Here is a 17,043-nt window from a genome sequence, read left to right as displayed (position 1 = left end):
GACTTGTCCCGTCGCCCGATTGACGGCCCTCACGCAGGGCTACCGCGGCCGACGCATCATCGAGGATCTCGACCTGTCCATCCAGCCAGGTGTCACCGGATTGCTGGGCCCCAACGGAGCAGGAAAAACGACGCTGTTCCGTACTCTCGCGACCATCGCGCCGCCGCAGAGCGGGGAACTGGAGCTGTTCGGCGAGCCCATCACCACCGAACGAACAGCCCGGCAAGTGCGTCGTCGCATCGGTTACCTCCCGCAGGACTTCGGCTTCTACCCGGCCTTCTCCATCACCGATTTCGTCCGCTACTCTGCGTGGCTGCGTGAAGTCCCCTCCAGGAAAGCCGAGTCGGCAACCAGGGAGGCGCTGGCTGCCGTCGATCTGACCGACCGGGCCCGCGACCGCATGAAGACACTTTCCGGCGGCATGCTTCGTCGTGCCGGGATCGCCGCAGCCATCGTCGGTTCCCCTTCCCTGCTCCTCCTCGACGAGCCCACCGTCGGACTCGACCCCGCGCAGCGCCTCGACTTTCGTCAGCTCATTCGCTCCCTCGCCCATGCGGGGGCTGCCATTGTGCTCAGCACGCACCTCGTCGAGGACGTGGGCGCTGCCTGTGACACCGTGCTCGTGCTGAGCGAGGGCCAGGTGGTACACAGCGGAACACCCCAGCAACTGGCAGACCGCGCCACACCGACAGTTCCAGGTGACAGCCCTCTGGAGCGCGGCTACATGACTGTTCTAGGAACCCGCGGGTCGGCCGAGGGGGCCGCATGCTGAACGCCTACCGCATCGAATTGCGACGCTCCCCCCTGCTCATCGCCGTGCCCGTGCTGATCGCCGTGGACCTGCTGGTGCTCTTCGGGCGGTCCCGGTACTGGATCGGCGTGTGGCCCGAGGCCAGCGTGGCGGCACAGATCGTCACACTCTTCCTGGGGCCTGTTCTCGCCGGTGTCTCCGCCTGGCAGGCCGGACGGTCCTCCCGAGCGGGGATGCCCGAGTTCCTTCTCGGGGCCGCCCGGCCGGGCTGGCGGATCGAGGCCGCCAGGCTCTCCGCCACCCTCACGCTCGGATTCCTCGCGTACGCGACCGGGTGCCTCACTGCCGCAGCCGTCTCGCTGGGCGACGCCGGACCAGGCTTCTTGTGGCCGTCCTACCTGGTGCTCGGCGCCTCGACGCTGATCATCTTCGCGTCCGTGGGACATCTGGCCGGCCGCTGGTGGCCTTCGCCCGCATTCACACCCATCGTGTGCGCACTGGGCTGTTTCATCAGCATGCTGTCCCTGCCTTTCAAGTTCAATGTCCTCGCAGGCCCCCCGGACACCTATCTGCGCCCGCTGCCGGTCGCTGTTCGCCTGCTGTGCGCACTCGCCCTTGCAACGCTGGCGGTGACAGCACCGCCACTGAGCCGAAAAAGAGCCGAGCGCCAGATGCCGCGTCGGGAAATGCCACGACACGTACGTGCAGTCGCCGTCGGGTCGGTAGTCCTTTCCCTCACCGCGTTGGCTGCAGCTCCTGCCGCCGGTGAACTGAAAGTGGAGCGGCCGGCTTCGGCGATTACTCCGCTGTGTGACCGGTCCGACGAGAACGCTCCTCGAGTGTGCGTCTGGCCCGAGCACAGAAAGTACCTGCCGGAACTGACGCGCATGGCCCAGCGCCTTGATCAGCTCACTCGGACCACTGACACCCGGATCAAGGCGCCCAAGGAGTTCCACGAGTTCGGACTGCAGCGAACCGATCTGGGAGACCGAGGGTTCGACATCGCTGAAGGGCACGTACGTACGGCCGCGATTGCCATGGCCGACCAGGTGTTCACTGAATCGTTCGGCAGTTGCAGCCCCCCTCCAAGGGAGCGCCGGGCGTGGCAGGCTATGGACAACATCCACCTATGGCTCGAATACCGGGCCGTGGGCCAAGACCCCGCTGTCGCCGACGAGGGCCTGCACGTAGAAGGGGTTGGCAACGCCCAGCGCGAAGCAACCAAGGCTTCACGGTTGCCCTCGGCTGAGCAGCAGGCCTGGGTCACTCAGGAGCATAGCCACCTTCTTCGTGAAAGCTCTTGGTGCAAGCCTGATGACTGGCCCTGACCTGCTCCGCTACGCCAAGGTCCACCGGGGCGGAACAGTCCTTGTCGGAACGGCAGTTGTCGCCCTTCTGTCGGCCCTCTTCGGTGGCACCAACATCGCGCTCCCCTCCATCGGTAGCGGAGGAGTCTCCACCGGCGTGCCTTACCGGCAGGAGCTTCCGCTGCTGACAGCTGTCTTCCTCTCCGCCGCTCTCGACGGAGCCATGGCGGCACACGACGCCATGGGTGCGTCCACGATGCACCGGTTTCGCATCGTGTACTGCACTGCTCTGACATTGACGGTTTGCGCTTTCTCCTTCGGGACTGAGGCTCTTGCCGACGGGCCGGAGTCCGGGGCCGTGTTCGTTCGTTCCGTCTTGATCTGGCTGGGCCTCGCTCTGTTGTCCGTCAGGCTGTTGGGGCAGCAACTCAGTTGGGCCATCCCCCTGACTTCGGTCCTCTTTCTTGTGTGGTACCCCGGCAACTGGTGGGACTGGACGGCCAGCCCAGCAACAGATCTTTTCAGTTGGGCTGTTGCCGCCATTGCTCTGGCGGTTGGGGTGACGGCGATCGCAGCAACACCCTGGCGTAGGAAAACCTCGTTCAGCACGAGGAAGCCACCAGTGCGGAAGTCGACCGTGTGATGAGGTCAAGTCTCCGCGTCCAGGTCCACGTGCCAACCTGCCCCATCCCTGCAGGGAAACCCTCAGCCCTGCAGGGAACCCGCCCCAGCCCCGCAGAGCCCCCTCAAGACACCCCCCACCCACTGAACTCCACCGTCCCCCGCTCCCCGTCCCCCCCATTGGTCGCGCTCATGAACATCCCCACGTCCTGCGCCGCCGCGACCCCCGCCACCGGCACACTCGCCACCACCTGCCAACTGGCCCCGGCGTCCGTCGAGAAGGAACCCGTGAGCGTTTCGTCCTGCCGTGTCAGGCGCAGCAGCACCGGTGCCTTGATCGCCGTGACGCGCTTGTACGTGTCCAGGGTTCCGTCGCCGTTCGTGTCGTAGGAGAGGACCACCCCGTTCGAGGGCGTGATCGCCAAGTTGGCGAAGCCGGGGGAGCCGGGGGCCCCCAGCGCGTTGCGTGCGATGAGGCCCGCCCTCGCCCAAGGGCCCGTCACCGCCTGGGAATCCACCCTGACCGTCACCGTGACCCCGTCCCGCAGCGCGCCCTGCCGGTACAGCGTGCCGAACTCCGTCGTGCCCTTCCACAGGTCCGCGCCCGCTCCGTTGATCGCGTAGCGGTCGTCCAACTCACCGAAGACCGCCGCGTTGTTGGTGTAGCGGTGCCAGCCCGGCCCCACCGGGCCCGCCTCGAACAGCTCCCCCTCGTGCACGGCCTCGATCCTCCGCTCGCCCGCAGGGCCGTACCGCACAGTGATCTCGTACGGAAGCGGCCGCAACGGACGGTCCAGCGGCGTTCCCGGTGCGTTCACGCGCCACGCCACCTTTCCCGTGCCCGCGGGGGCGACGCGGGGCAGTGACACAGGGCCGGAAGGCTCCGCGTCGAGCCCCGTCAGCCGGAAGTCGACGCGGCCCGTGGCCCGCAGGCCGTTGACGTTGCGGAAGGCCGCCTCCAGACGTGCGTGACCGCCGGGCGGCAGCGACTGCGGGTCGGCGACGACCTCCAGGGACCCCTGGTAGGGAGCTCGGGCCAGCACGTCACGTACCCGTGCAGCCGTGCGGTACGGGTCGCCGGTTCCCCGCAGGGGGTAGTCCTTGCGCTCCCGGGTCCACGGCTCCTCCACCGCGAACCAGTCCACCGCCCGCGGCTCACGCCCCGCGGCCAACGCGTCGGCCAGCTCGTCGAGCCACTTCTGCCAGCGGGGGACGTAGAAGTCGGCCATCAGGCCCGCCCATTCGCGGTTCCCGTACTCGTGCAGCTTCCCGGCGTCGGACGTCGCCCGGTCGCCCCATACCGTGATCAGCACCTTCGCGGTCCGCTCGAACTCCGCCCGTTCGGCCTCACTCGTGCCCATCCGCCGCGCCGACGCCACCCAAGGGCCCAGCAGGAACGCGGAGTTGGTGCCGGTCACCTCGTCCGAGAGCCGCATCAGCCGCAGCCACAGCGTCGACAGCGCGCGGAACGTGTCCGCGTCCCGGCGCCCGTACGCCGCCCGAAGCTGCGGCAGCAACTGCCGGCTCCGGTGCGCGAGCGCCTGCCGGGCCACGTCCACCAGGTCGTACCGGTACGCGGCGCTGCCCCGCAGCGCCCCCCGCACCCCGAGCAGCCCAGCGAACGCCGCGTCGAAGCGGCCCGGGTCGTACGTCAGGGCGCTCGGCGCGTACTCGGCGGCGCGGTTCGCAGCCAGGTCGGGGCGGGCCGCGAAGAGTGAGTCGTGCGGGTCACTGCGCTCGATGGCGGTGTGCCGATATGCGGTGTCGTGCAACGCCCGCCACGCCCCGCGCGCGTCGGAGTCGCGGCCGCCGTAGCGGAAGCCCGCGTACCCGTCGAACCACGACTTCAGGTCCAACTTCGAGCTGGACCAGGCGAGTTCGGAGAAGAGCTCGAACGCGGCCGGGTCCCGGTCCGTCGCCTCCGGCATGAAGGCCGTGCCCGAAAGCGCGCTGCCGCCCTTGTCCCGCCACGCGAAGAACTTCTCGTTCCAGATGTGCGCGCGGGCGCCGATCGTCGTGCGGCCCCCGAAGTTCGGGATGGTCCCGAACGCGTAGGGCGTGCCGCCCCAGTCCTTCTCGCGGTCGGTGACGCTCGCGTACCGGTCGGAGACCCCGTCCACGATCAGCATCCGCCGCCGGTCGATCGCGTCGAGCAGCTCGGGCAGCGGATTCTCCTGCCAGCCGAGGATCACCCAGGTCGCGCCCGGCCGCGCCGTGCGCAGGGCCGTCTCGACACCGCGCGCCGCGTCCGGCACCGGGACGTCCCCCGCGGTACCGCCCTCGTGCAGCAGGTCCATCTTGAAGTGGTCGGCCGCCCCGAAGAGCTGCTCCTGGTGCCGGTAGAAGGAAGCGGCGACCTTCGCGAAGGACGCGGTCCTCGGGTCGAGCCAGTCGGGCCGCTTGAACCCGTGCCAGGTGCCCTGCGGCACCACCCGCGCGTCCCCGCCGTTGCGTGCCACGAACCCGTCGGGCACGTGCCCGTAGTAGCCGGGCAGCACCGGCGCCATCCCCAGCGAACGCAGTTGTCCCACGATTTTGCGACCCAAGTCCGCCCGGTCCGCGATGACTTCGGGGGACAGTGGGCCCCCGTAACCGGACAGGTTCTGCAGCAGCCACCACGCCTGGTGCGAGGGGGCCGGCAGCCACGCGCGCGCCTCGGCGTCGCTGTAGCCGAAGTCCTGGAGTACCCGGTGGTAGACGGCCTCCGCCCCCGCGATCACCAGGACCTCGTTGCAGCCGTGCAGGGCGAGTACGTCGATCATCCGCTCCCAGTACGCCCAGTCGGCGTACGGCGCGGTGTACCCGTCGTTCGTGTCGTTCAGGGCGAACCGGTGCGGAAGCGATGTGGACCGCTCCAGCGGGCGCGAGGGCGCGGGCAGCCTGCGCGGCAGATCCAACTGGCTGCCGTTCCAGGCGATATGGGCCCCGCAGACGTACTTCAGATACCAGTGGACCCCGGTGAGCAGCACCGCGGGCGTCGTACCGGACACATCGACGCGCCCCGTCGTGCCCGAAACCCGGAAACGGTCCGCGCCGCCCTTCGCGGGGACGAGTCTGAGACGGAACTGTTCCGCGTGATGCGGCAGGAGTCTGTTGAGTGCTGAGCGCGCGGAATCCGTATCGAGGGCGAGGGCGGGGCCCTGGACGGGCCTCTCGGCGGCGTGGGACGGAACCGCCACCCCGCTGACGGCGGCACCGAGGCCGACGGCCCCGGCGGTGCCGAGCAGGGAACGTCGGGACGGATCGGTCATGTGTACCCCCTGGGTCGAATGGTGCGGCGCACGGTATCCGCGCGGCGTCCTGGGCTCAACGGTGCTTACGGAGATGGCGAGTTCACCTCGCCCGAAGGGACTGGTGGGACGATGAAGGCAGCGCGAAAGTCGCTTGCGGGCGCGAGCAGGGGCATGCGTGGGCGCGTGCGGTCGGGCATGGGTGCGGGCGTCGGCGCAGGACTGCTGCTGATGCTCGTGGCGTGCGGCTCGGACGGCGACGACGCGGTGCCGGACACGGCGAGCGGCAGCCTGGAGCAGCTGGCGGCCAAGGCGCGATGCGAGCCGGACATCCAGACGGACGCGGCGGAACTGCGGCAGGCCACCTGTGACGAAGGTGCCCGCCGCTACGTCCTGGTGACCTTCACGAACGCCCGTGGCCAGGCCGAATGGTTCGACGAGGCGACCGATTACGGCGGCACGTACCTCGTCGGCGAGAAGTGGATCGCGGTCGGCGACGAGAAAGTGGTCATGCGGCTGCGCGGCCGGCTCGGCGGGACGGTGGAGAAGTCCTCGCACCACTCGGGGAGTAGCGGTGGTGGGGATCACGAGGACGGAGGCCCGGGGCACTCGGGCCACTCCGGTCACCACACGAGCTGACCGCGCAGCGGTACGGGGGGCAGCTCGGCTCAGTTGCAGCGCTGGCCGCTGTTGATGCACTTGGCCATGCGGTTCATCAGCCCTTCGTCGAAGACGTTGATGAAGTCACCGTGGTCGGTGACGGGCTTGTGCAGCTGCTCGGGGAACGAGTCGACGGCGAACCCCGGGCCCGGCGGGACGTCGTACACGATGCGCTGGACCAGCTGCGGGATGGCCTTGAACCCCTGCGGGCAGGCGCCGCTCTCCTCGTCGGCGAAGGCCACGTGCGTACGGTGGTTGGCGCTGTCGGTGTTCTGGCCGTCCCAGCAGCTCTGGAAGTTGAACGTCCGGACGACCTGGCTGCCCTCGGGGCAGATCGGGTACTTGTCCTTCAGCTGGCGGTCCTCGAAGCCGGTGCAGCTCCAGGACGCGTTGGCGTTCGCGTCACCGTTGGTCAGCGACTTGGCGTCGCCGGTGATGATGCGCAGGAAGCGCGGCATCGCGACGACCTTGCCCGTCGGATTCCCGGCGAATTTCAGCGTGACCGAGGTCGGTGTCTGGATCTGGCCGACGTTCTGGTCCTTTCCGCCGCCGTCCGCGTCGGCGTCGTTCTCGTCCTGCCCGTTCTGCAGCCTCAGGACCGGCCAGTAGTAGGTGGACTTGTCCCCTTGGTTCCGGCACGTGGTGTCGCCGTTCGCGAGATCGTCGTCACCGGAGAAAGCGTCCGTGGCCTGATTTCCGACGTAATCGTGCATATGGTGTGCGCCATTGCTCACGCCGGGCGCCGCGATGACATTGTCCGGATTGAACTTGCCGTTCTCGTTGGTCCCGCATTTCGTGGTGAAGCTGCCGCGCGAGGCGCCGCGCTGCTGGTCGGGGCGGTTGACGTTGGGCTGGACGGAGTTGATGTCGACGAAGTCGGCGGCCTCGGGCCCGTTGCCGTTCTGCTGGCCCGGCGGCTGCTCCTGTTCGCCGCCGTCACCCGGGGGCTGCTCCTGGCCGCCGCCGTCCTGTGGAGGCTGCTGCCCGTCGCCCCCGTCGCCCTCCTCCTGCGGAGGCTGCTGCTGCCCGGCCGAGTCGTCGGCCCGCATGGTGCACGGGGCCATGCCGTCGATCCCCTGGGGCGGCTGTCCGCCCGCCTGGTCGATCGACGAGCCGATGCCCTCGATGGTCGGCCGCCGCTGCTCCTCCAGGGGGTCGAGCACGGCCTCGGCCTGCTCGGTGTTCCGCGCGTCGGCGAACTTCTCGTACGCGGCGGTGATCTGGCTGTCCAGCTCCGCGAGCCGCCGGTCCACGTCCTCGCGGGCGCCGTCCGGCACGTCCGAGAGCTGGGTGCCGACGTCCGGGCAGCTGATGGTGGCCATTCCCACCCCCGGACCGCCGCCCTGCTCGCCGGCCTGGGTTCTGGCGGACGGTGAACCGGAGCTTTCGCCGGCGTTCGCGTAGACATTCACCGCGACCATTCCGCCGCCGCCCAGGATTAGCGCCGCCGAGGCGGCGATCGCGCGCCCGGCGAGTTTTGATCGTTTTCGTGATGTGCGTCGTGGTGTGCGTCCCATGAGACTACGTACGCAACAGCAGGCGGCCCCGTTCAATCACGCGCGGAATTGCCCCGCAATCTCTTGGGCGATCTTCGGAGTTCCGCTCGGCGCCCTTGATCAAGATTTCAGCGCCCTTGGTCCAGATAGGCGAGTACGGCGAGAACGCGCCGGTTGTCGTCGTCCGAGACCGAAAGGTCCAGTTTCCCGAAGATGTTGGACGTGTGCTTGGCGATCGCCCGCTCCGTCACGACGAGTTCCGCGGCGATCGCCGCGTTCGACCGTCCCTGCGCCATGAGTTCGAGCACCTCGCGCTCGCGCGGCGTCAGCTTGCCCATCGGCTGGTCCGCCGAACGGCGCGACAGCAGCTGCTGGATCACCTGCGGGTCCATCGCGGTGCCGCCCGCCGCGACCCGGCGTACGGCGTCGATGAACTGGTCGGCGTCGAAGACCCGGTCCTTGAGGAGATAGCCGACCCCGCCGTTCCCGTCTGCGAGCAGCTCGCGCGCGTACAGCTGCTCCACGTGCTGCGAGAGCACGAGCACGGGCAGTCCCGGCCGTGCCCGCCGCGCGGCGAGCGCGCACTGCAGTCCCTCGTCCGTGTGGGACGGCGGAAGCCGGACGTCCACGACGGCGACGTCCGGCTCCAACTCGGCCAGGGCCTTGGTGAGTTCGGGCCCGGTCTCGACCGCTGCGGCGATCTCGAAGTCGAATGCCTCCAGCATCCGGACCAGGCCGTCACGCAGCAGGAAGAGATCTTCGGCTAGGACAACTCGCAAGGGATCTCCATGGTCACCATGGTCGGGCCGCCCGCGGGACTGCTGACGGCCAGTACGCCGTCGAATGTACCGAGTCGGCGTTCGATCCCGCTCAGCCCGGACCCCGCCCCGATGGTCGCGCCGCCCTTGCCGTCGTCGGTGACCGCGATGCGCAGCATGCCCTCCGCGTGGTGGATGTCCACCCAGACGCGGTCCGCGCCCGCGTGCTTGATGGTGTTGGTCAGTGCCTCGCTCACCGCGAAGTACGCCGCCGACTCCACCGGCTCGTCGGCCCGGCCGAACAGCTCCACGTCCACATCGGTCCGTACCGGAAGCCGCAGCGCCAGGGCCTTCACCGCGTCGCCGAGTCCGCGCTCGGCGAGCACCGGCGGGTGGATGCCGCGGACCAGGTCGCGCAGTTCGGTCAGTGCCTCGCCGGAGTTCTGCCGGGCCTTGGCGATCATTTCCTTGGCCTTCGCCGGGTCCTTCTCGATCATCGCCTCGATGGTGCCGAGGTCCATGCCCATCGCGACCAGGCGGGCCTGCGCCCCGTCGTGCAGGTCGCGCTCGATGCGGCGCAGCTCGGCGGCGGAGGAGTCCACGGCGTCGTGCCGGGTCTCGGTCAACCGGTCGACGCGCCGGGCCAGTTCACGCTCCCGCATGGAGGAGGTGGGCGCGAGCAGCGTGCGGCTCAGGAGGAAGTGGGCGCGGAGGATGCCCGGACTGGTGAGGATGCCGACGACGCCGAGCGCGGTGCCGAGCAGGGCCGCCATGTTGGCGGAGCCCTGCGAGGTGACGTGGATGAAGCCGTACCACTCGCCGCCGCCCGCGTCGTAGATCGGCTTCCAGACGCCGAGCGCGAGGACGTAGCCGTACAGCGGGTAGAGCAGCAGCGCCGGCGCGAAGATCACCGTCACGTACCCGGCCGTCATGTCGACGAGGAGCCACTGCAGATCCCGCCAGGTCGCCGGGTCCTTCAGCATCAGCGAGGTGCGCTCCACCTGCCCGGTGACGCCACCGCGCAGGTTGGTGGGGAGGGGGCGGTAGGGACGCGGGATGTGTACGTCCGACCACGCGCCGGCCTGGGCGCGGCGCAGGTCGGCCCACTTGCGTACGCCGGTCAGTACCAGCGGAGTCGTGAAGACGCCGATCCCCAGCGTGATGAAGGAAATGGACAGGACCGACAGCACGAAGAGGGTGATCGAACCGGCGAGCATGATGACCGACAGGAAGAACCCACGGGCTCCCGCGATCACGGATTCACGGACCCTCGTCATTTTCTGTTCCCCATCTCTCCCAGTGGCATGACCACATTCTCGCCGCTGGGGTCCGCGCCGGTCATTGGGTCCGGCACCCGATCCGGGGGTGTACCTGACGACACCCCCGCGCCTCGCCCTGTGCTTCGGACAGTGGGGGCTTCGGCGGCTGGGTGGGCGGGCCCCGGATTTCTAGCGTTGACCACGTCATCAACCGCTTATCCAACGCTTACTTATGGGGGCGAAGCGCCATGAGGCCAAACCTCGCGGCTCGACTCGGGGTGTGGAGCGCACACCATCGCAAGACGGCCATCCTCGGCTGGCTGCTGTTCGTCGTGCTCGCCACGACCATCGGCGGGGCCTCTGGCATGGTCACCGCGTCCGACGACGAGATGGGGGTCGGCGACTCGGGCCGGGCCGCCGCGATCCTCGACGAAGCGGGCGTCGAAGAGCCCGCCGGCGAGCTGGTCATGGTCAGCTCCAGGTCCGCGGACGGCTGGCGGGACGCGGCGAGCGACCTCTCCAAGGCGCTGACCGCGACCGGCGAGACGCGCGAGATGCAGGCGCCGCTGCCCTCAGAGGACGGCAAGGACGCGCTGCTCCGCTTCGAGATGAAGGGCGCGTCGGACGACGCGGCCGACCGCGTTCAGCCGGTGCTCGACGCGGTGCAGAAGGCGAAGGACGAGGGCGCGGGGAAGGGCATCTCCGTCTACCAGTTCGGTGACGCGAGCTCCGAGAGGCACCTCAGCGACCTGCTCGCCGACGACCTCACCAGGGCCGAGTTCACCGCGGTGCCGCTGGCCCTCGGCATTCTCCTGGTCGCCTTCGGCGCCGTGGTCGCGGCGCTCCTTCCGGTCGGGCTCGCGCTGACCGCGTGCGTGGCGGCCTTCGGCCTGCTCTCCCTCGCCAGCCACCAGCTGCACCTCTTCGAAACGACGTACTCGGTGATGTTCCTGATGGGGCTCGCGGTCGGCGTCGACTACTGCCTGTTCTACCTGCGGCGCGAACGGGACGAGCGGGCCGCGGGACGCGACGCGGAGACCGCGCTGCGGATCGCGGCGGCCACCAGCGGGCGGGCCGTCCTTGTCTCGGGCCTTACGGTGATGGTCGCGATGGCGGGCATGTTCCTGTCCGGGCTTCTGCTCTTCAAGGGCTTCGCGGTCGCCACGATCCTGGTGGTGTGCGTGGCGATGCTGGGCTCGGTGACGGTACTTCCGGCGCTGCTCTCCGCGCTCGGGGACCGGATCAACGCGGGGCGCATCCCGTTCCTGAACCGCAAGAGCAAGAAGGGCGCGCACGCGAGCGGAGGCATCGCGGGCAAGCTCCTGCACCCCGTGCTCGTCAAGCCGAAGTTCTTCGCCATCGGCTCCGCGGTCCTGCTCCTCGCGCTCGCGGCGCCGGCGCTCGGCATGAAGACCGAACAGCTGGGCCTGGAGAAGCAGTTCGGCTCCGACGCCCCGCTGTCGGTCTCCTTCCGGGAGATCACCCAGGAGTTCCCCGGCGGTCCGGCGCCCGCCCAAGTGGTCGTCAAGACGGCCGACGCGGACGACATCGGGTCGAAGCAGCTGCGGGACGCGCTGGCCGCGGTGGTCCGGGATGCGGGCAAGGGCGCCGAACTCACCGTGCACAAGGGCGCGGGCGTGGCCGAGATCGACGTACCACTGCCCGGTGACGGCAGTGACGCCGAGTCGAAGAAGGCGCTCGGCGAGCTCAGGGACGACGTGGTGCCCGCGGCCTTCGACGGCCTGGACGCGGACACGGAGGCGTACGTCGGCGGCGACCTCGCCGACTCCGAGGACTTCAGCGACCAGCTCAGCAAGGGCATCGTGCCGGTGTTCGCCTTCATCGCGGCGGTGACGTTCCTGCTGATGCTCTTCAGCTTCCGCTCGGTGGTCATCGCGGTGACGTCCATCGGCCTCAACCTCCTTTCGGTGGGCGCCGCCTACGGAGTGATGACCGCGGTCTTCCAGCACGGCTGGGGCGCGGAACTGATCGGATCCGAGCAGGTGGGAGCGATCGAGAACTGGATGCCGCTGTTCGTCCTCGTGGTCCTGTTCGGCCTGTCGATGGACTACCACGTGTTCGTGGTCTCGCGGATCCGTGAGGCGCGGGACCGTGGCCTGGACAACCGCGCGGCGATCCACGAGGGCATCACGCGGACCGCGGGCGCGGTGACCGGCGCGGCCGTGATCATGGTGGCGGTCTTCGCGGTCTTCGGCACGCTGTCCATGCAGGACATGCAGCAGATGGGCGTCGGCCTCGGCGTGGCGGTCCTGCTGGACGCGACGGTCGTACGGATGGTGCTGCTGCCGTCCCTGATGACGCTCCTGGGCGAGCGGAACTGGCGTACGCCGCGGTATCTCTCCTGGCTGCCGACGATCTCGCACGGGGCGTCTGTGACACCTGAGCAGCCCTCTCCCCGGCCGGTTCCGTCGGCCTCGGTGTAGGTGCGGTGTTGTGGCTGCGGGCTGGTGGGGGTTTGTCGCGCAGTTCCTCGCGCCCCTGGTGGGGTGGTGGTCTGGCTGGATCTTTTGGTCGGGCCATCGCCCCGATCCCCGGCCGGTTCCGTCGGCCACGGTGTAGGTGCTTTGTTGGGTGGTGCGGTGTTGTGGCTGCGGGCCGGTGGGGGTTTGTCGCGCCGTTCCCCGCGCCCCTGACGGGGCGGTGGCCGAGCTGGATACTGCAGCTTGGCCACCGCCCCGTTTACCCGTTACAGGCCCAGCGCCTTCGCTTCCTTCTCCGGGGCCAGGCCCACCGTTGGGCGGTCGGGGCGCTGCGGGGCCACTCCGCCGATCGACCTCAGCCAGGCCCACGTGTCGGCGACCGTCTCCGCCACCGGCCGCGCCCGGAGCCCCGTGGCCGCCGCCTTCTCCGTCGACGTGCGGTGCATGGAGTCCTGCAACTCACCCGGCGGCGTCCACACCGGCAGTTCCGACCACGGTTCGATCCCGTGCTCGGCGATCACCGAGGGGTCGGTCCAGCGCAGTTCGACGTCGGCCGCGCCCGCCACCGTCACGCACGCGTCCAGGAACTCCTCCATCGTGGTGTGCGCGATGGGGGAGACGATGTTGTACGGGCCGTGGAGACCCGCGAGAGCCGCGTCGACGACCCACTCCGCGAGGTCTCGCGCGTCGACGTACTGGAGATCCAACTCCCTTGGCCCCGGGGCGAGTACGGGTCCGCCGCGCGCGACCCGGTTCAGCCACCACGGCAGCCGCCCGATGTTCTCGTACGGGCCGAGGATCAGCCCCGCGCGGGCGAGCACCGTGCGCTCGGCACCGAACTCCGCGACGGCCGCGAGCTCCCCGCCGCGCTTGTCCTCGGCGTAGTCCACCGCGTCCGCGTCGGGCTCCCCGCCGACGAGGGGATGGCTCTCGTCGGAGCCCGCCGCGATCGGCCACTGGTACACGGAGACGCTCGACACGTACACGTACCGCCCCGCCCGCCCCGCGAGCAGCTTCGCGGACTCCCGGACGACACGCGGCGCCCCCGACCAGGTGTCGACGACGACGTCCCATTCGCCTTCGGCGAGCGCGTCCAGGCCGCCCCGCGCCGTACGGTCACCGAGCAGCGACACCGCACCGGCGGGTGCCTCACGGGTCCCGCGATGGAAGACGGTCACCTCCCAGCCACGCGCCAGCGCCGCCTCGACGACGGCCCGCCCCACGAACTCCGTACCACCCAGCATCAGAAGTCTCATGGCCATGACTCTGCACGCCGCGCCCCGCCGGGGGAACCGGGTTCTGCTAGCGGCAGAGCCCGGCCCCGCCCGGGAACCCGGAGGTCAGCGGGGCGCCGGAGGTCAGCGGGACGACGGAGGCGCGTACTTGTAGCCCACCCGCCGCACCGTCTGGATCGTGCGGCGGTGCTCGGCCCCCAGCTTCCGCCTGAGCCGTGCGATGTGGACGTCCACGGTGCGCCCGTCGCCCACGTGCCCGTACCCCCACACCGTGGTCACCAACTGGTCGCGCGTGTGCACCCGGTGGGGGTGCGCGACGAGATGCGCGAGCAGCTCGAACTCCAGATACGTGAGGTCGAGCGGGCGGCCGTCGACCTGCGCCGCACGCTGCACGGCGTCGATCCGCACGGGCCCGCCGGAGGCCCGCTGAGGATCGGGCTCGGGGGAGGCGGTGGCGGCGGTCACCGGCTCCTGCCCGGCCGGTACGAGGACCAGGTAGCCGATCATCGGCGGCTGGCCCGGCAGCGTGGGCAGCGTGTGCGGGGGCGCGGGAAGCCAGGTCGCGCCGGGCGGCAGGAAGTCGGTGAGCTGCGCCACCTCGTCGGGGGCGACGGCTCGCAGCCGCCCACGGCCGGGCATGGCAGGCGGCGCCACGGTGGCGGTGGATGCGGAGGATGCGGTGGATGCCGAGAAGGAACGGGAGTTCGCCATGGAAGTCAGCTCTTTCGCGCGGAGGAGTCGTCAGTCGTCTCGGTCGTCGAGGACGTACGTACGTCGTGCGCGTCAGGCGAAGGCCGGGTGAACGGCTTTAGAGGGCCTGCGCGTTCATCGCGCGGCAACACACCCGGTCGAAGTCGTGGTGCTGGCGGGAAGGCCAGAACGGCTCGAGGTCGTGGTGACGACCCGGCGCTGTGTTCCCGTTGCTGCCCATGACCATGTCCCCATTGAAGCAGATGGAGGTGACATCCGGGCAGGCAAGCCGAAGGGGGCGCCCACCGGTTCGGCGGGCGCCCCCTTCAGGGACGTGCTGATGCGCGGGATCAGACCTGACCGGCCTTCTCCAGGGCGGCGCAGCAGGTGTCGACGATCAGCCGCGTCACGACGTACGGGTCGACGTTCGCGTTCGGGCGGCGGTCCTCGATGTAGCCCTTCTGCTCCACCTCGACCTGCCACGGGATGCGGACCGACGCGCCGCGGTCGGAGACGCCGTAGCTGTACTCGTTCCACGGGGCGGTCTCGTGCAGACCGGTGAGGCGGTCGTCGATGCCCGCGCCGTAGTTCTTGACGTGGTCCATCGGCTTCGAGCCCTCGCCGAGGGACTCACAGGCGGTGAGGATGGGTGCGTAACCCTCGCGCATCGCCTTCGTCGAGAAGTTCGTGTGCGCACCGGCGCCGTTCCAGTCGCCCTTGACCGGCTTCGGGTCGAGGGTCGCGGAGACGTTGAAGTCCTCGGCGGTGCGGTAGAGCAGCCAACGGGCGATCCACAGCTGGTCGGAGACCTCGAGCGGCGCGAGCGGGCCGACCTGGAACTCCCACTGGCCCGGCATGACCTCGGCGTTGATGCCGGAGATGCCGAGGCCCGCCTTGAGGCAGTTCTCCAGGTGCGCCTCGACGATGTCACGGCCGAAGATCTCGTCCGCGCCGACGCCGCAGTAGTAGCCGCCCTGCGCCGCGGGGAAACCGCCGACGGGGAAGCCGAGCGGGCGGTCGCCCTCGAAGAAGGTGTACTCCTGCTCGATGCCGAAGATGGGCTCCTGCGAGCCGAAGCGCTCCTCGATCTCGGCGAGCGCGGCACGCGTGTTGGACTCGTGCGGCGTCATGTCCGTGTTGAGGACCTCGCACAGTACGAGGACGTCGTCGCCGCCGCGGATCGGGTCCGGGCAGGTGAAGACCGGCTTGAGGACGCGGTCGGATGCGTGACCCTTGGCCTGGTTGGTGCTGGATCCGTCGAAGCCCCAGTTCGGGAGCTCGGCGCCGTCCGTCATGATCTTCGTCTTCGAACGGAGCTTGGCGGTCGGCTCGGTGCCGTCGATCCAGATGTACTCAGCCTTGAAGGTCACGGGGGCCCATCCTTAAAACGCTCGGTACGGCGCAGAACGTGCGGGTGCTGCGGTGCCGTGGTGATGTCGCGAAGCTTGCCAACGCGCGATTTCCCGTCCATTGCTCGAATGTGAACCCCGTGTTACCAGCGGTGCATGTGGCCCACTTCACGATCCGCTCGCCGTCCCGCCTCACTTGATGACGGCGTTGGCGGCCGCGATGAGCAGCCCGATCGCCGCGTCCGCCATGCCGAGCAGCAGGGCCGAGCGCCGCCGGTAGCCCGCCCGGAGTGCGGCGAAGGTGCCCCAGCCGAGGAGGAGCGCAGCGTTCAGCAGGAGCGCGGAGTAGGTGACGGGCGCTTCGGGCCAGCCGAGGACCCCGGCGAGGACGAGCAGCCCCACGGTGGGCCAGCAGGCGACGATCACCGGCCACTCGTCCATGAGCTCCCAGGCCAGCTGCCGCCACCGGTGCAGGCCGGAACCCGGCCGGTAGGTGGACATGTGGTGCGCGTATCCGTGCGCGAGAGCGGCCGTGCCCGCGGTCACCATGATCCAGGCGGCGTCGTAGTAGGGCGTGTAGGCCTGCTGCTCCGAGTGCAGCGCCGCGACGAGCGCACTGGCGAGGATGGTGCCGTACACGCCTCCGGACATCAGGTTCCGCACGGGGGCACTCCATTACGGCCGGCAGCAATGTGGAGTGCCCAACGCTATGGAGGCATATGTAACGTTTTGCCGGAGACAGCCCATCGTTCGCCAGTCATCTACTGCGGCTACCGCACCTACTGCGCCTACCGCACCACGCACCTACTGCGCCGCACCCGGCGCCTCCCGAGCCATCGCGTCCCGCACGGCCTCCTCGGTGCGCCCCACCACGGCGGTGCCGTCGTCGGCGGTGATGATGGGCCGCTGGATGAGCTTGGGGTGCTGGGCGAGCGCGGCGATCCAGCGGTCACGACCGGAGGCGTCCCGCGGCCAGGCCTCGCGGTCCTTGAGCCCCAGCTCCTTGGCGGCGTCCTCCTGGGTGCGGGTGACGTCCCACGGCTCAAGCCCGAGCCGCTCCAGGACGGCCCGGATCTCGTCCTCGGTGGGAACGTCGTCGAGGTAACGCCGAACGGTGTAGTCGGCGCCCTCCGCATCGAGCAACGTGAGCGCGCCACGACACTTGGAACAGGCGGGGTTGATCCAGATCTCCATACCCCACACGCTACCCGCGCCCCACCCACCACACCCCGCCAAAGGCCCTCTG

14 protein-coding genes are annotated in these 17,043 nt (G+C 69.7%); 5 read left to right on the top strand and 9 right to left on the bottom strand.

Features of this window, described 5'->3' with window-relative positions; translation table 11 throughout:
* Positions 1–19 precede the first annotated feature (19 nt).
* The 3 genes from ABXJ52_RS10450 to ABXJ52_RS10440 are packed head-to-tail and all read left to right on the top strand — an operon-like array spanning position 20 to position 2,701.
* Complete coding sequence (locus tag ABXJ52_RS10450) at positions 20–772, top strand: ATP-binding cassette domain-containing protein (RefSeq protein WP_367041218.1); 753 nt, start codon at positions 20–22, stop codon at positions 770–772.
* Positions 766–2,079, top strand: a complete 1,314-nt coding sequence (locus ABXJ52_RS10445; protein WP_367041217.1) for an ABC transporter permease — start codon at positions 766–768, stop codon at positions 2,077–2,079. The genes ABXJ52_RS10450 and ABXJ52_RS10445 overlap by 7 nt, the downstream gene beginning before the upstream one ends.
* On the top strand, positions 2,066–2,701 hold the full coding sequence (locus ABXJ52_RS10440; protein ID WP_367041216.1) for a hypothetical protein: 636 nt from the start codon (positions 2,066–2,068) through the stop codon (positions 2,699–2,701). The genes ABXJ52_RS10445 and ABXJ52_RS10440 overlap by 14 nt, the downstream gene beginning before the upstream one ends.
* A gap of 103 nt (positions 2,702–2,804) precedes the next feature.
* Here ABXJ52_RS10440 and ABXJ52_RS10435 read toward each other — a convergent pair whose 3' ends face one another.
* A complete protein-coding gene (locus ABXJ52_RS10435; RefSeq protein ID WP_367041214.1) occupies positions 2,805–5,930 on the bottom strand; it encodes an alpha-N-acetylglucosaminidase in 3,126 nt (1,041 codons plus the stop codon).
* A gap of 210 nt (positions 5,931–6,140) precedes the next feature.
* Between ABXJ52_RS10435 and ABXJ52_RS10430 the strand changes: the two genes are divergently transcribed.
* The gene (locus tag ABXJ52_RS10430; RefSeq protein WP_367048951.1) at positions 6,141–6,548 is read left to right on the top strand and encodes a hypothetical protein; all 408 of its coding nucleotides are present in this window, start codon (positions 6,141–6,143) and stop codon (positions 6,546–6,548) included.
* Positions 6,549–6,577: 29 nt separating this feature from the next.
* On the opposite strand, the gene ABXJ52_RS10425 is transcribed toward ABXJ52_RS10430, so the two are convergent.
* The 3 genes from ABXJ52_RS10425 to ABXJ52_RS10415 all read right to left on the bottom strand — a co-directional run bounded on the left by ABXJ52_RS10425 (position 6,578) and on the right by ABXJ52_RS10415 (position 10,100).
* The gene (locus ABXJ52_RS10425; protein WP_367041212.1) at positions 6,578–8,086 is read right to left on the bottom strand and encodes a DUF1996 domain-containing protein; all 1,509 of its coding nucleotides are present in this window, start codon (positions 8,084–8,086) and stop codon (positions 6,578–6,580) included.
* Positions 8,087–8,193: 107 nt separating this feature from the next.
* The gene (locus ABXJ52_RS10420) at positions 8,194–8,844 is read right to left on the bottom strand and encodes a response regulator transcription factor (protein ID WP_367041210.1); all 651 of its coding nucleotides are present in this window, start codon (positions 8,842–8,844) and stop codon (positions 8,194–8,196) included.
* Entirely contained in the window at positions 8,829–10,100 is a 1,272-nt protein-coding gene (locus ABXJ52_RS10415) for a sensor histidine kinase (protein WP_367041209.1), read from the bottom strand. Before ABXJ52_RS10415 ends, ABXJ52_RS10420 begins: the two co-directional genes overlap by 16 nt.
* 230 nt (positions 10,101–10,330) lie before the next feature.
* Between ABXJ52_RS10415 and ABXJ52_RS10410 the strand changes: the two genes are divergently transcribed.
* A complete protein-coding gene (locus ABXJ52_RS10410; RefSeq protein ID WP_367041207.1) occupies positions 10,331–12,526 on the top strand; it encodes an MMPL family transporter in 2,196 nt (731 codons plus the stop codon).
* Positions 12,527–12,789: 263 nt separating this feature from the next.
* Here the strand turns inward: ABXJ52_RS10410 and ABXJ52_RS10405 are convergent, their stop codons facing one another.
* The 5 genes from ABXJ52_RS10405 to ABXJ52_RS10385 all read right to left on the bottom strand — a co-directional run bounded on the left by ABXJ52_RS10405 (position 12,790) and on the right by ABXJ52_RS10385 (position 16,991).
* The gene (locus tag ABXJ52_RS10405; protein ID WP_367041205.1) at positions 12,790–13,779 is read right to left on the bottom strand and encodes an NAD-dependent epimerase/dehydratase family protein; all 990 of its coding nucleotides are present in this window, start codon (positions 13,777–13,779) and stop codon (positions 12,790–12,792) included.
* Between the two features lie 102 nt (positions 13,780–13,881).
* Positions 13,882–14,469 (bottom strand): winged helix-turn-helix domain-containing protein, encoded by a 588-nt coding sequence (locus tag ABXJ52_RS10400; protein WP_367041204.1) that lies wholly within the window; start codon positions 14,467–14,469, stop codon positions 13,882–13,884.
* 329 nt (positions 14,470–14,798) lie between these two features.
* Positions 14,799–15,818: a glutamine synthetase gene (gene glnII / locus ABXJ52_RS10395; RefSeq protein WP_367041202.1), complete on the bottom strand. Its 1,020-nt coding sequence runs from the start codon at positions 15,816–15,818 to the stop codon at positions 14,799–14,801.
* 171 nt (positions 15,819–15,989) lie between these two features.
* Positions 15,990–16,460, bottom strand: coding sequence for a hypothetical protein (locus tag ABXJ52_RS10390; RefSeq protein WP_367041200.1), 471 nt, complete (start codon positions 16,458–16,460; stop codon positions 15,990–15,992).
* A gap of 141 nt (positions 16,461–16,601) precedes the next feature.
* On the bottom strand, positions 16,602–16,991 hold the full coding sequence (locus tag ABXJ52_RS10385; RefSeq protein WP_367041198.1) for an arsenate reductase family protein: 390 nt from the start codon (positions 16,989–16,991) through the stop codon (positions 16,602–16,604).
* Positions 16,992–17,043: the final 52 nt, after the last annotated feature.

This window comes from Streptomyces sp. Je 1-332, from assembly GCF_040730185.1.
Classification (GTDB): Bacteria; Actinomycetota; Actinomycetes; order Streptomycetales; family Streptomycetaceae; genus Streptomyces.
The sequence above is the reverse complement of the archived record's forward strand: the minus strand, read 5'-3'. Positions and strand labels throughout refer to the sequence as shown.

What these genes read in the sequence shown, in the direction of transcription:
- ABXJ52_RS10445 (WP_367041217.1), top strand. Translation starts at nt 766, where the DNA reads ATGCTGAACGCCTACCGCATCGAATTGCGACGCTCCCCCCTGCTCATC.
- ABXJ52_RS10440 (WP_367041216.1), top strand. Translation starts at nt 2,066, where the DNA reads ATGACTGGCCCTGACCTGCTCCGCTACGCCAAGGTCCACCGGGGCGGA.
- ABXJ52_RS10435 (WP_367041214.1), bottom strand. Translation starts at nt 5,930, where the DNA reads ATGACCGATCCGTCCCGACGTTCCCTGCTCGGCACCGCCGGGGCCGTC.
- ABXJ52_RS10430 (WP_367048951.1), top strand. Translation starts at nt 6,141, where the DNA reads ATGCTCGTGGCGTGCGGCTCGGACGGCGACGACGCGGTGCCGGACACG.
- ABXJ52_RS10425 (WP_367041212.1), bottom strand. Translation starts at nt 8,086, where the DNA reads ATGGGACGCACACCACGACGCACATCACGAAAACGATCAAAACTCGCC.
- ABXJ52_RS10415 (WP_367041209.1), bottom strand. Translation starts at nt 10,100, where the DNA reads ATGACGAGGGTCCGTGAATCCGTGATCGCGGGAGCCCGTGGGTTCTTC.
- ABXJ52_RS10410 (WP_367041207.1), top strand. Translation starts at nt 10,331, where the DNA reads ATGAGGCCAAACCTCGCGGCTCGACTCGGGGTGTGGAGCGCACACCAT.
- ABXJ52_RS10405 (WP_367041205.1), bottom strand. Translation starts at nt 13,779, where the DNA reads ATGAGACTTCTGATGCTGGGTGGTACGGAGTTCGTGGGGCGGGCCGTC.
- ABXJ52_RS10400 (WP_367041204.1), bottom strand. Translation starts at nt 14,469, where the DNA reads ATGGCGAACTCCCGTTCCTTCTCGGCATCCACCGCATCCTCCGCATCC.
- ABXJ52_RS10385 (WP_367041198.1), bottom strand. Translation starts at nt 16,991, where the DNA reads ATGGAGATCTGGATCAACCCCGCCTGTTCCAAGTGTCGTGGCGCGCTC.